Below are 14080 nucleotides of genomic sequence, written 5' to 3' on the forward strand. Positions count from 1 at the left end.
ACCCTTGGTTCTGACTTCTTGTTAGGTATTAGGCTTCCACCTTGGTGATGCGTCCTGTGTCCACGTCATAGATACCACCATAAATAGCAACATCATCTGGAATAAGAGGCGACGCCTTGAGAAGAGCCATGTCCTCACGCACACTTGCCTCCACATCTGAAAAAGGCAAGAAATCCATGTGAGAGGTATCCACCCCCAGTTTGGTTTCAAGTTCTTGATGAAAGCTTGCATTGGTAAAGGTCTGAGCACCGCAGTCGGTGTGATGGAGTACGACGATTTCGCGTGTTCCCAGTTGCTGCTCGGAAATGACCAAGGAGCGCAAGACATCCTCGGTCACCCGACCGCCAGCATTACGCAGGATATGGGCATCCCCAAGTGCCAAACCCAAGGCATGACCGACATGGAGCCTTGAGTCCATACAGGTCACAATGGCTACTCTGGTTTTGGGCTTAATAGGCAGATGCAAGTCCCCGTGAAGAGCGACATAGGCTTGATTGGCAGATAAAAAGTGTTCAAAGTAAGACATAGCCTTATCTTATCATTTTTTGAAAGTTTTGTCAGAAAATGGATATGCTTTTTCTGAAAATCTATTTTATTTCCACGGATTGTAGAAACGACCGTGGTTGAGAGAAATGAGGCTAAGGCTTATGACTAGAAAGAGGACAGCCACAGCGACACTGAGCCAGTCCGCTAGGGTATAGGGCTTGGTATGATACCAAGTCCGCTTTTTCTCCCTACCAAAACGGCGCAGCTCCATGGCTAAAGCCACCGTATCAATGCGCTCTAGCGAGCTAAAAATCAAAGGAGCGATGATGCGGATATTGCCCTTGATGCGAGCAAGGAGGCTGGCTTTTTTAGACAAGTCTAGGCCCCTAGCTTCTTGGGACAAACGAATCATACGGTAATCTTCCTGCAAATCTGGGATATAACGCAGGGTCAAGCTGACCGCATAGGCAGTTTTGTAAGGCACACCTAGCTGGTTAAGACTGGCGGCAAACTGGCTAGGATGGGTTGAGAGCAAAAAGACGACAGCCAAAGGCACCGTACAAAAGTATTTGAGCGCGAGGTTAAAGAGGTAAAAGAGCTCCTCAAGACTAAGCGAGTACGGCCCAATCCCCTTGAAGATGATGGTCCTGTGCCCATAGATCTCCTCCCCGTAATGAGGGGCAAAGAGATAGACCATGATGACATTTAGCACCGCAAATATCAGGACCAAATAGATGACAAACGAAACGTCCTTCCACCGAATCCGAGCGATAGGAAAGAGCGCCATGGCAAAGATAGCGATACAGGCGATGAGCCGTGTATCATAGCTAATCATGCAGGCGATGGAGGTGAGGACGAAAAAGAGAAGCTTGCTGGAACCTGACAAGCGGTGAATGAGGCTATGTCCCTCTTGATAACCCAATAATTTTCCATCAAGCATGACTGTCTCCTTGTCTATCAATGTAGTAAGCCGTAAGACTCTGTGGACTCACTCCCAGAGCGCCAGCCAAGTCAAACAGGCTGGTCTTTCTTAGATTAGCACGCGCTAGAAGATCCGGATCGCTCAAGATGTCAAAGGGCTTACCATCTGAAATGATGCTCCCATCCACCAAAACCACCGCACGGTCGCTATACTCAAGCATAAGCTGCATGTCATGAGTAATCATGACGATGGTGTGACCTGCCTCTTGCAAATCATCTAGAAAATCCATCATTTCTTGATAGTGTTTCAGATCCTGCCCTGCTGTCGGCTCATCTAAGAGGATGACCTCTGGTTCTAAAACGAGAATAGAAGCGATGGTGACCCGTTTCTTTTGCCCATAGGAAAGGGCTGAGATGGGCCAATCCCTCATCTCGTAAAGACCGCAGATCTTTAGCACGCGCTGAACCTTACTTTCGATCTCCTCTTGGGCTAGTCCTTTGGCGACAAGACCTAGTGCCACCTCGTCTTTGACCAAGGTCTGGCTAATCATCTGATTGGGATTTTGCAGGACATAACCAATTCGGCTAGCCCTTTCTGTGATGGTATCTCGGCTACAATCTTGCCCTTGATAGCGAACCTCTCCCTGACTTGGCACAAACTGGCAAAGCGCCTTGGCCAGACTGGACTTGCCAGCACCATTTTTGCCGATGATAGCCAAGCGCTCCCCACGACCAATAGCCAAATTTAGCCCATCAAGGACCTTTTTACCATTGGGATAGGTCAAAGACAAATCCTTGATGTCAAGGATGGTTTCTTGAGAAACATTGTTTTTTTCTATCGGTAGGGGGAGGTTGGCAGGTGTTAGAGGCAGATGAGAGAGATCGAGCAAATCATCAAAACTGGACAAGTCATAGCCCAACTCACGCAGACTGCTGATATAAAGTGGTTCTCTGATGCCGTAGGTACTCAAAATGTCAGCCTTTAGCAGATCATTAGGCGTACCGTTAAAAACGATCCTTCCATCAGACATCAAAACCACTCGGTCCACCTGCGCTTCTAGAACCTCCTCTAAGCGGTGTTCGATGATGATGGTGGTCAGCTCCTCCTTGCGGTGCAGATCATCAATCAACCGCAAAATCACATCTGCGGAATGAGGATCCAGATTAGCAAGCGGCTCATCAAAGAGGAGAATAGGGCTTTCATCTACTAGGACACCCGCTAGGCTGACCCGCTGCTTTTGCCCACCTGAGAGATCTTGAGGTCTTTGAGGCAGTAAGCTGTCTAGATCGAGTCGTTTTGCCCAGTCATGAACACTGGCTTTCATGCTATCTTGTGCCACACCGTCATTTTCAAGGGCAAAGGCTATATCCTCAGCCACCGAAAGACCGATAAACTGTCCGTCCGTATCCTGCAAGACCGTGCTAACTAGCCTAGACTTGTCATAGATGGACAGATCATAGGCGGGTTTTCCCTCCATGAAAAAGTCGCCTGTGGCTTCCCCTTTATAGTGGTTGGGAATGATGCCATTGATGAGCTGGCCTAGTGTGGATTTACCAGAGCCAGACGGTCCTGCGATGAGGACTTTTTCCCCTTGATAAATGGTGAGAGTTATATTTTTTAAGGTTGCTTCTTGCTGAATGTCATAACGAAAGGAAAAATCTTTCCATTCTATCGCTTTTTCCATAGCTTATCCTTTTTTGAGGCTGCCAGATTGGGTTCTCGTTCTAGCATAAAGGACGATGAGAAGAGTGCCTCCAATACCGATAGTGAGGGCATTGACACTAGCAGACCAGATGCCTTGGGCATAAACCTTGCTTGCAATTTCCTTATAGACCGCTACATCGCCAAAAGGCGCGATGACTCCCCAACCAAGGAAGTTGCAGACGACTTGCGTGACGTTAAAGAGGACCAAGTCTTTAGTGGTGACACGTCCACTGTCTAGGCGGATACGTTTGGCTAAAAGACCGATGCCAAGACCAATCAAGGCACTCACGATGACCCAAGTCCACCAAACAGACCCATACTGGATGGCATCCTTGAGCGCATGACCGATGAGACCGATGAAAAAGCCCACACCCGGTCCGTAAAGAAGAGCAAAGAGGGCTAAAACCGCATACTGCAACTGAATGCTAGTATTTGGCACTGGGGTTGGGATATTGACCAAGATCCCGATCACGATAAAGAGGGCTGCACCGATACCGGTTGCGACAACTTTTTTGATAGGTGTATTTTTCATCATTTTCTCCTAAATACTCTTAATTTCAATGATCCAGCTAGGACCAACACCGACATTATAGGCCTTGGCAAAAGAACCTTGATTGATGGCAAGACCTAGACGATAGAGGGAATTGATATAAAGAATGGGTTGCCCCAAACGCACATCAGCAAAAGACTTGCCGTAGGTGACTTGATTTTGATAGACCAGCATATCGTTGTGATAGATGGTCACTTCAAAACGATCGCCGAACTTTGGATCTAGCGTATAGAACTCTTCTCTTGTAATCGAGGTCCACAAAGAACCAAAGCGCACGTCCAAGATGTCGATAGCACCAAGCACACGCCCGTCTTCGACCTTAGTCTCTACGGCTGGCAACTCCACAATCCGGTCCACCGAAAGCTCTGGCCCCACCTCTTCAAAGCTGATGTGGCGGCTAGCTAGCTTAGCACCGGTGTAAGCATAGACATCCCGACCGTGGAAGGTATAGGAATACTCGGTGTTTTCCCTGCGGTTTTTGACCTCAGAGATTTCTCTGATGGCCTTGATCCCGATATGCTTTTTGATATAAGACAGCGTCCCATTATCTGGAGTCACGATATACTGGTTGGTCTCGGTGAGGGCCACCACGCTCTTACGGTCAGACCCTACGCCAGGATCGACGACGGAGACAAAGGTCGTCCCTTCTGGCCAGTAATCAATGGTCTGAAAGAGACGGTAGCTGGCTTCAAAAATGTTATACGGTGTAATGTCATGCGTCAATTGGTGAACGCCCAAGGTCGGATCTTCTTGTAGAGCCACACCTGTCATAGCAGACACTGCCCCGTCCACTAGACCAAAGTCTGATTGCAATACCAATAATTTATTTGCCATGTCTTTCCTCTTTTTCTTAAAGATTATTCTATTTTACCATATTTTCGTTCGCTTTTCTAAGAGGAATTTTTTAAGCGATGGTATAGTTTAAAACTATAATAAAAAGGACAGGCTGACTCCCTGTCCGATTTCTTTACTGATGACTCAAACGATCTATATCTGCTGTCAAGGTTTCTAGTGAAGCAGGATACTCTAGCGCCAAATAATCCACCTGAGGAAAACTCTTGATAAGATCTAAAATATCTAGTTCTCCATCAAAGAGTCCTGAAAGACTGGCCTTGCCGTCCTCTAACTGATAATTCTTTAAGTGGAGGTAGCGGGTCACCTCTTTAAGTTCATCTCTGGCCTTGAGGGGATTTTCTCCCACAAACGCCCAATTGGCTGTATCAAAGACAAAGTCGATAGGTAAATTAGCCTGTCTCACTAAGTCCATACTACGCTTACAGTTCATGATGCTAGCGTGTTCTGGGGTTTGATTGTTTTCCAAAAACAATCTTGGTCCTGCTTTTAGCAAGTCTTGGTAAGGTGTTAGCTCATCTGCCTCAATCCCTTGGCTGGATCCGGTATTGAGCTTGAGCCCAAACGCACCTAAATCCTTGCTTTCAGCAAGAATAGCAGAAAGCTGAGGATTGACCTGCCCTTCAAGGAAAAAATCACTATTAACACTATAAAAGAGTCTGATTCCCATTTGATGAGCTTTCTTGGCTAGCTCTGTTCTCTCACCTTGGGTTAAAAATTCCCGTCGCACTTCAAAACAAGATAGACCCAAATCAGGTAAAATATCGAGCAGATCTAGCTGACGCTCCCCCCTTTCTAGTTGGTCCAAAAAAACGATACTATTTAAAATCAATACTTCCTTTGTCATGATAGCTCCTTTAAGGCTTCTAAGGATACCCAAACAGGTTTAAGGGCTTCTAGTAAACGCCGATAGACTTGATATTTTTGGTCGTAGTGGTCTTGAGCCTTAGGATTTGGCTCGTATCTTTCTTTGACTCTGGTCATCTGTTGACTGACTGCAGCTAAGGATAGATCCTCTAAGCTAGATCTAGCTAGTATAGCACCTCCTAAACCGCCCAATTCCTTAGCCTCCAAGACCTCGACAGGATAGCCTAGACTATCGGCAAACATCTGCATCCATTGAGACGAATTGGTCCCTCCACCAGACAGACGAATAGCTCTAGGTACTTCTGCCATGCTCTCTAGGAGCTGCTCTATATGGTAGCGATGAGCAAAGCAAATGCCCTCATAGACCGCCCTTATCATCTGTGATTTACTAGATGTCCGTGTCAATCCAAAGAAGCAACTACTGGCTTTTTCACCGACCTGACTACCATACAAAAACGGAAGAAAAATCAAGGAATTATAACAGCTATCCGTCTCAGCAAGAAAAATCTCCAAGGTTTCATAAATAGACTGCCCTTGATCACTTAGATGCGCTATCTCCTCACTCATGAGCATCTTGAGCATGGCATCTAAATTCCCAGCAGAGGTGGGGCTACTCGCCTCAACTAGATACTTTCCATCTGCAAACAAGGAATTCATCAAACCTGACTCCTGCACTGCTGGGAGGTGACTGACATAAGTATTGATATTCCACGTTCCAGCAATGGCGCTGATGTAGTGATCGTCCAAAACACCAGATGAAAGGGCACAGGCATCAATGTCAAAGAGACCAGCTATGACCGATATCCCAGCAGAAAGTCCCGTAACCCTTGCCACCTCCTGCGAGAGACCAGCGACAAGATCGCGACTCCCCACCAAGGGAGGGCGCGCCATTCTCATCTCCTCAATGCCAAAAAAGGTTAGACTCTCATCCGCATAGGTCTGTTGTTCCAAATTAATCCAGTGGTTGCCTGAAGCATCTCCGATTTCTTGGGTGATGCGCCCGGTCAGCTTATAGCGCAGATAATCCTTGGCTGATAAGACAAAGCCGATGCTAGCATAGGTTTCTGGGGCGTTCTCTTTAAGATAACGCAATAAAACAGGTGCTTGACTGGCAACCACATGCTGATGGGTGATGGACCAGAGTTCCCCGATACGCGATTCAAATTGACTGACCAGATGGCTAGCTCTCTCATCAGTCGAGAGGATGCCGCGTCCTAACTCTCGTCCACCTTTATCTAGTAAATACAAGCCTTTACCGTGTCCAATACAAGTCACAGCTGCAACTTCTTGCGGATGGATTCGAGAAGTCTCAATTACCTTCTTGATACTGGTTTGGACCTGCTGCCAGAGCTGGGTCAAATCAATCTCCCGTTGACCTGGTATCTCCTCAATCTTGAGGGTCTCAAAAGCATGGTGAGCCACTTCCCTTCCCTCTTTGTCAAACAAGATAACCTTAGTGGAGGTTCCCCCGTAATCAATACTTAAATAATAAGGCATATCCTTTTTTCCTTTCTATCTCTCTTATCATCTAGCCAAAGAAGGAGAGAAAGACCATGGGTCCTACTCTCCGAACTCAGCTTTTTCTAGAAAAGGTTGAGGGCTTTGGTAATCTCATCTTGCGCAGCACGATTAGCTGCCACGGCTGCTGGTTTGAAATAAACCCGATCAGCATTGTTGTAAAGGACATCTTCTAGCTCTTCTGGCGTAAAGATATCCGTATGCTCTAGCCAAGTAGATAATTCTTCATAAGTGTTAAAGGTTGCAGACCACGGTGCATCCGTTCCCCAGATGATGCGTTTTGCACCCAAGATTTCCTTTGCAATGCGTACATTTTGTTCTGATTTTGGAAATGGAAAGGCATCAGGACGATCAATATCTTGGATCGCAGAAATGTCGGTGTAGATATTCTCTAAGTCTTTCCACATCACCAAATCCCCACGCAAACGATTTGGCGTATCTGCATGTGGGAAGGACAAGTGACAAACCACAAAATCAAAACTTGGGTAAAGGCGTGCAAGATTAGCAATCGCATCTGGTTGATGGCTGATTTGATCCCAGTTGCCATAATCTACTGTCACCACAAAACCAGGATAATCCAAGAGATAGCTCAAAATCTGGCTAACATGTGGATCGCTATCTAGACGAAACGGTGTCATCTGACCACGATAACCGTGAATGCCGCCACCTTGACTGATTTCAAACTTGATCGCCCTAAAGCCCAATTCTTCCACATGGCGCTTGACGATTGTCATGGCATTTTCCGCAAAAGGATCCACAGAGAAAGCTCCCGTAAAGCGCTCAGGGTATTTCTTCATCGCCAAGTAAGTTTCATAGTTTTGGTAGCCATTGAGATGACCTTGCAGGATGACCGCTTTTTCAATTCCATTGTCATCCATGAAACGAAGATAGCTCTCCGCTGTAAAATCCTTGTCCCCATAACCATCTGGAATGAGCTTAATCAATTCTCCATCATCCCAAATCGCATAACCATTGCCGATCGCATTCAAACGACCCTTCCCATTAAAACCAGCAATCGCTCCAACAATATGAGCATGTCCATCAATTTTTTTCATAAGATAATCCTTTCATAAGATACAAAGTCGCGATTCTGCCTTGGGCAGAAATTTTCGATGCAATGAAGTTTTCCCCAGTAACTTTAGGAGGAGAAGGCTCTCCTACTCATCTCCGCCGATAAAGATTTTCTCGGTACTTCCTTCAAAGCCACTGTTTTTGTCTGCCATTTTCTTGAGGTAGCTGTAAATGCTGTCACGTCTCGTTCTCAATAAGACGAGGAAGACTAGATAAATAACAACGCTCACACCGATATAAAGAGGATTGCCAGATAGCCAAGCAAAAAAGACAAGAGCCGTCAGCGGGTGTGCCAAGAGGTTAAAACTCATAATGAGGGTGACACCAGCAGGGAGGGCTGCACCAAATTGTTTGACAGCATCGGTGTAAATCGGACCAAGGCTAGAGGCGGCATAAAGCCCTAGAGAGAACCAGATAATCCCATTTAAGATGGCTTTCAAGATATTACCCTTGGTTACAGCAATCATAGCTTCAATCATAAAGGGAATGGCAATCAAATCCACGACCGGAAGCGCTTTGTTTCCCGGCAAGACCAAGGAAATCAAAACCATAATCGGTACTAAAATCAAACCAGCAATGATGGTCGCAGGTTCACCAAAGCCAACCCCATCGTCCACAGCGATAAACCAACGTTTCTTATTGTTGATACTTTCGTCTTCGCTTTCTTTTTTCTTGTTGCTCTCAACTGCCGCAGCAAGGGGTGAAAAGGCAGAAGCAAAGACACCCGTGATGAGCGGGAAGATGGTCATCACAGCCGCAAGAGCGACCGCAAAACTCAAGATACCACCCCAAGCCTTGATATTCCCTAAATCCTTGAGACTGCCAAGAACGCCAATGATAAGACCAAGCAGAAAACCTAGAACCATAGGCTCTCCGAAAATCCCCAATTTCTTTTTCAAGGATTCTGGATTGAGCTTGACCTTGTTGACCCCAAGAAGGTTCCAAATCGGATCTAAAATGAGAGCAGGAATCAAGGTTTCAATGTTGTGAATGGAGTTGATGGTCGCATTTTTTACGCCGTAGTAATCCGCCCAGCGGTCTGCCACCACTTCTGACATGATGAGAGAGTAAAGAAGGACGAAAACCATAAAGGCAAAGGAGAGGACAAAATTCCCTGTTGCGGCATACATCATGGTTCCCCAAACCATGTAACCAAAGTTATTCCACAGGTTGGACGGAACAAAGACCCGTGTGATCCCCACCAAAAAGAGGACCAGCTCAATCAAAAGACCAAAGACGAAGAAAGATAGGCCAATCTCAGAAGAGAAGGCGGTCAAAGACCCTGCCTGCCAACCAATATCCACAATCGGCAAATTAAGCCCTGTGGTTTGGACCATCTGCTGGATGTACTTGGTCACAAGAGGGGCAAAAGACGAGATGACCCAGCCAAATCCTGTCAAACCCACCCCAGCACGAAGGGCACTAAAGAAGGCTTTTTTAGGCGGAACCTTGAGAAAAAGGCTGACGATGAAGATCATCATAGGAACAACAGTCGATGCACCAAAGACATCGAAAAAGTCATGAAGTGCTTGTAACATAAGATTTCCTTTTCTATTTTAATTTTTAAGCGCTTACACAGCTGTTCTAAGATGTGGGGAAGCAATGTCTTCCCCACATGTGATGGCTTTAAGGGTTGACCACATTTTGCGGATGACCCTCATAAAAGGCGATGATATTATCTGCTGCTTCTTTAGCCAGAGTACGTCTGCCCTCAATAGTTCCTGTTCCTGCATGAGGCGCCATGATGACATTATCCAAAGCTCTAAGGCGTTCTGACACTTCTGGTTCAAATTCAAACACGTCTAGTCCAGCTCCAGCGATTTCACCAGTTTCCAAAGCCCAGATGAGATCTTCTTCAGAAACGATTGGACCACGCGCAGCATTGACCAAGTAACTGCGGTTCTTCATCTTCTTAAAGATATCCTTGTTAAACTTGTGACGGGTGGACTCTAAGAGTGGCGCATGGATGGTGATGACATCGGCTTCTTGGACCAAATCGTCAAACTCACGGTATTCCACGCCGAGTTCTGCTTCCCTTTCTTCTGGCATACGGAAAGGATCATGGTACAAGACCTTCATGCCAAAAGCCTTGGCAAAACCTGCCACAGTTGAACCGATGCGACCCATACCGTAGATTCCCAAGGTCGCTCCACTGAGGGTCAATCCTTGATAACGGCGCTCACTTGGGTCAATCCAGCCTCCCTCACGCACCACCTTGTCATAAAAGGCGAGGCGTTTGGTTGCAGCTAGCAATAAGGTAAAGGTCATCTCAGCTGTTGGGATACGCACAGCCTGTGGAGAATTAGACACCACGATGCCTTTTTCCTTAGCATAAGCGATATCCACATGGTCAAAACCAACTGCATTAAGGGAAATCATTTCTAGATTTTTGCCTGCATCAAGGAGTTCCTTGTCCCCTTTTTGCCCCATAAGAAGCCAAGCATCATACTCTCCCAAGTGTTCCAAGACATAGTCACGAGAGAAAGGTTCACCCTCTGTATGGGTCACGTCAAATTTTTCCATCAATTCGACCAAACCTTCTTTAGGAACGATACCCGTTACCAATACTTTTTTCTTAGACATCTTTTGTCCTCCTTTTAATGATGACTTAATTCATATAAGGCCACTTCGCCCCTGCCATTATTGGCAGAGAAGATATAGGCCCGTCCTTCTTTTTCAAAGGCCAAACAGTTACTAGAGGCATTGCCTTCATCCACCACATCATAGACGAGCTTGCCTTCTTCAAAGCGGTAGAGATACAAGTCTGCTTGATCTGACCTGTAACCAAAGACAGCCACCTGCTCACCTAGCAGCTCACCAGCCCAAAGGGCATGCCCAAAAGGCGTTCTTTCCGGATGACGGTAGAGCTCTTGGGAGAAATCCTCAGACAAAATCCGAAAACCATCCCCGTGAAATCCTTGGATGATGACCTGTTCTTTTTGCCCATCGCCATTCAAATCCACAGACACCACGTCGCTAGTTTCCTCTGAAAAGAGCTGATCCAAGCGCCAATCCTTGGTATCTGACTTATCTGGATAGGTGAGTTTGAAAATCCCTTCAACACTGGTGATGAGAGAATAGCCCTCTTCATGTACCGCATAGTAGCCGTGGTTTTTCAACAACCTAAGAGGCAAGGCGCGCAAGTCTAGAAGCTGACGTTTGTGCGCATCAAAGCGCCCCACAAAAATCGCTCCCTTGTCCGACCAATCCTCGACAAAGGCCTTAGAATTCGCAATGGTGCAGCCCACAAACAAGAGCCCCGCAGACGACTCAATCACATCAAAGCGGTGCAAATAAGGGAAATCCATGAGTTTTTCAACCTCCCAAGTCTCCCCTGTAAAGCGAGCGTAAACCAGCTGACACCGACTAGCATCAAAGCCCGGATAAAAGCGCTGGGTGGCGATAAAATCCATGGTCCCTGGAATCGGAATCAAACTCATGGTTCCACCGACACGCTCCCAGACCACTATACGTTTAAAGTCATGATGGACATCAAAAGCGTAGCAAGCGTCATCCACTTCCGAAGCCACAAGAAGAAAATCATGCTCAGTATCCGTCAAACGACAGACCGCATAACAGGCCTCCAAGGGATGACTGAGGATTTTTTGAATGTGCATGGCAACCTCCTTTTCTAGTGAAACGTTTAACTCAAAACCTTAAAAGAATAGGTTAAACGTTAAACTTAACCTTACTCTCTTATTATAACGCTTATCTTTCGAAAAAGCAAGCGCTTTCTATCGAAAATTCTCATTTTTTAAAAAGAATCCCTCAAAATAATCTGGTTCTTGACCACCTTTAGCTCTGCAGAGCGAGAGAAATCTCCCTCTTCTAGCTTATCCAATAGACAAAAAGCCGCCTCACAGCCAATGGCATAAGAATCCTGGCGAATAGCTGAAACACCCGGGTTTAGAGCACTCATCCAGTCCAAATCCTCATAGGTGCCCAAGCCAAAGTCCACTGGGTAACTAAAGGGCAGATCCTTGACCAGTTGGAGAAAAGCCAGTAAGGACGGACCATTCATGGTAAAAAAGGCTGGTTTTTCAGTTGAGCTGTTCAAGATCCTTTCTACCTTGTCTTTTAGCCCTTCTTCCCCCAAGGTCAAGAGATGGTCTAGAGGATTTTGACGCATGACTTCTTGAAAGGCTTGATAGCGTAGCTCTCTGGTCGAGATGCCAGATAAGGGAAAGGTTACAAAATAGATGGTTTCATAGCCTTTTTCTTTCATCAGTGCCAGAAATGCTTGGGTTGAATCTTGATTATCCGATACCACCGTGTCAAATTGCAAGATTTTGGCTTGCCGATCGACCATGACCAGTTGCTGAGAGTCAAAATCAGCTAATTGCGGATGATTGGGATCAACCGAGTCAAGAATAATCCCTGAAACATTTTGCTGACGTAATTGCACCAGACTAGCTAGCTCACTTTCGACAGCATTGTCGGAATTGGTAAAGGTCACCGCATAGCCTCTTTCTTTGCAGGCATCGTAAATACCCTTCATCATCGTTGAGGTAAAGGGGTTGGTAATATCCGCCAGAGCAACCCCGATGGTTTTGGTATCTCTGGTGACGAGGCTTTGCGCCACTTTACTGGGTTGATAGCCTGTTTCTGCAATCACTGCTGCAATGCGTGCCTTGGTCTCATCTGACATTTTTTTGTAATTTCCATTCATATAATAGGAAATCGTAGCTGGAGAGACCCCGACTTGTTTGGCGATATCTTTGATGGTTACCCTCTTTGACATCTTCTTCTCCTTTGATTTGCCGTCTTTTCATAGTTTTATTTTACCACGCTTTGGGAATTTTGGACCAAAAAAGAGGGATCTTCCCCCTCTTTTAAGCCTTTTTCTTCCAAGCTGATTTTTCCGCAACAGCTGTAAAGAGGACATCTGTCGAAGAGTTGATGGCTGTCTCACAAGAGTCTTGGATAACTCCGATGATAAATCCAACCCCCACCACTTCAATCGCCAAATCATTTGAAATACCAAATAAGCTACAAGCTAGTGGTACAAGGAGCAAAGACCCCCCAGCGACACCAGAAGCTCCACAGGCTGAAAGAGCCGCTACCACACTAAGGAGAAAGGCCGTCGGAAAATCAACCGTAATGCCCAAGGTATTGGTCGCAGCCAAGGTCAAGACCGTGATGGTAATCGCTGCCCCTGCCATATTGATGGTCGCTCCAAGAGGAATAGACACGGAGTAGGTATCCTTATCAAGACCTAGATCTTCACAGAGTTTCATATTAACTGGAATATTGGCAGCTGATGAGCGCGTAAAGAAGGCAGTCAAGCCACTTTCTTTTAAGCAACGAAAAACCAAAGGATAAGGATTCTTTCGCATCATGACAAAGGCAATCAAAGGATTGACCACCAAAGCCACCACTGCCATGGTACCAATCAGTAACAAGAGCAGCTGACCGTAGTGTCCCAAAACACCAAGACCATTATCTGCAACCGTGGTGTAAACCAAGCCCATAATCCCAAAAGGCGCACAGTTGATCACCCACTGAACCACTTGTGACGTGGCATCAGAAAGATTGCCCAAAAGGTCCTTGACGCTATCACTAGCTTTTCGTAGGGCTAGACCAAACAAAACTGCCCAGGCCAATACACCGATATAGTTAGCTGTCGCAATCGCATTGATAGGATTATCCACAATGTTGGTCAAAAAGGTTTGAAAGACATCCGCAATCCCATGCGGAGCTTGACTGGCAACCTTAGCTCCCCCGCCTTCTGATAGAATCAAGCGAACAGGAAATAGAAAACTCGCCACAACCGCCACCAAAGCCGCAGAAAAGGTTCCGACAAGGTAGAGAACGATGACCGTTTTCATGTTGGTTTGTTGTCCCTCACGCGTTTGACAAAGCGCATAAGCGACCAAGACAAAGACTAAGACGGGGGCAACGCCTTTTAGCGCACCAACAAAGACCGTTCCAAAAAGGCCAATAACGGACCACTTGGGTAACAAAAGCCCCAAGATTAAGCCCACAAAAACCCCAACAATAATGCGCTGAATCAAACTCAGTCGCTGCCACATAGCAAGTGTTTGTTTCATCTGATACTCCTTTTATTCATCGCTTTAATCAGTGTAACTCCTATTATATAAGAAAATAAA

The 14080-nt window shown here is 46.1% G+C and carries 13 protein-coding genes; all 13 read right to left on the minus strand.

Annotated elements, in window-relative coordinates:
* Positions 1-28: 28 nt before the first annotated feature.
* The 13 genes from ACZ49W_RS07060 to sstT all read right to left on the minus strand — a co-directional run bounded on the left by ACZ49W_RS07060 (position 29) and on the right by sstT (position 14020).
* Positions 29-526 (minus strand): beta-class carbonic anhydrase, encoded by a 498-nt coding sequence (locus tag ACZ49W_RS07060; protein ID WP_464814611.1) that lies wholly within the window; start codon positions 524-526, stop codon positions 29-31.
* A gap of 66 nt (positions 527-592) precedes the next feature.
* Positions 593-1426, minus strand: coding sequence for an energy-coupling factor transporter transmembrane component T family protein (locus ACZ49W_RS07065; protein WP_464814612.1), 834 nt, complete (start codon positions 1424-1426; stop codon positions 593-595).
* Entirely contained in the window at positions 1419-3092 is a 1674-nt protein-coding gene (locus tag ACZ49W_RS07070) for an ABC transporter ATP-binding protein (protein WP_464814613.1), read from the minus strand. Before ACZ49W_RS07070 ends, ACZ49W_RS07065 begins: the two co-directional genes overlap by 8 nt.
* Before the next feature lie 3 nt (positions 3093-3095).
* Positions 3096-3644, minus strand: coding sequence for an ECF-type riboflavin transporter substrate-binding protein (locus ACZ49W_RS07075; RefSeq protein WP_464814614.1), 549 nt, complete (start codon positions 3642-3644; stop codon positions 3096-3098).
* Between the two features lie 9 nt (positions 3645-3653).
* Positions 3654-4496 carry an SAM hydrolase/SAM-dependent halogenase family protein gene (locus ACZ49W_RS07080; RefSeq protein ID WP_464814615.1) on the minus strand — a complete coding sequence of 281 codons (843 nt, stop codon included), beginning with the start codon at positions 4494-4496 and terminating at the stop codon, positions 3654-3656.
* Between the two features lie 133 nt (positions 4497-4629).
* Positions 4630-5361 (minus strand): sugar phosphate isomerase/epimerase family protein, encoded by a 732-nt coding sequence (locus ACZ49W_RS07085; RefSeq protein WP_464814616.1) that lies wholly within the window; start codon positions 5359-5361, stop codon positions 4630-4632.
* Complete coding sequence (locus tag ACZ49W_RS07090) at positions 5358-6878, minus strand: FGGY-family carbohydrate kinase (protein WP_464814617.1); 1521 nt, start codon at positions 6876-6878, stop codon at positions 5358-5360. Before ACZ49W_RS07090 ends, ACZ49W_RS07085 begins: the two co-directional genes overlap by 4 nt.
* An 86-nt stretch (positions 6879-6964) precedes the next feature.
* Positions 6965-7954 carry an amidohydrolase family protein gene (locus ACZ49W_RS07095; RefSeq protein WP_464814618.1) on the minus strand — a complete coding sequence of 330 codons (990 nt, stop codon included), beginning with the start codon at positions 7952-7954 and terminating at the stop codon, positions 6965-6967.
* 102 nt (positions 7955-8056) lie between these two features.
* Entirely contained in the window at positions 8057-9508 is a 1452-nt protein-coding gene (locus tag ACZ49W_RS07100) for a PTS galactitol transporter subunit IIC (RefSeq protein ID WP_464814619.1), read from the minus strand.
* An 88-nt stretch (positions 9509-9596) separates the two neighbouring features.
* Positions 9597-10553, minus strand: a complete 957-nt coding sequence (locus ACZ49W_RS07105) for an NAD(P)-dependent oxidoreductase (protein ID WP_464814620.1) — start codon at positions 10551-10553, stop codon at positions 9597-9599.
* Positions 10554-10567: 14 nt separating this feature from the next.
* Entirely contained in the window at positions 10568-11587 is a 1020-nt protein-coding gene (locus ACZ49W_RS07110; protein WP_464814621.1) for a hypothetical protein, read from the minus strand.
* Between the two features lie 137 nt (positions 11588-11724).
* Positions 11725-12711: a LacI family DNA-binding transcriptional regulator gene (locus tag ACZ49W_RS07115; protein ID WP_464814622.1), complete on the minus strand. Its 987-nt coding sequence runs from the start codon at positions 12709-12711 to the stop codon at positions 11725-11727.
* A gap of 91 nt (positions 12712-12802) precedes the next feature.
* A complete protein-coding gene (gene sstT, locus ACZ49W_RS07120) occupies positions 12803-14020 on the minus strand; it encodes a serine/threonine transporter SstT (protein WP_464814623.1) in 1218 nt (405 codons plus the stop codon).
* Positions 14021-14080: the final 60 nt, after the last annotated feature.

The sequence above is a fragment of the Streptococcus sp. STR1/CE/0325 genome (assembly GCF_055386095.1).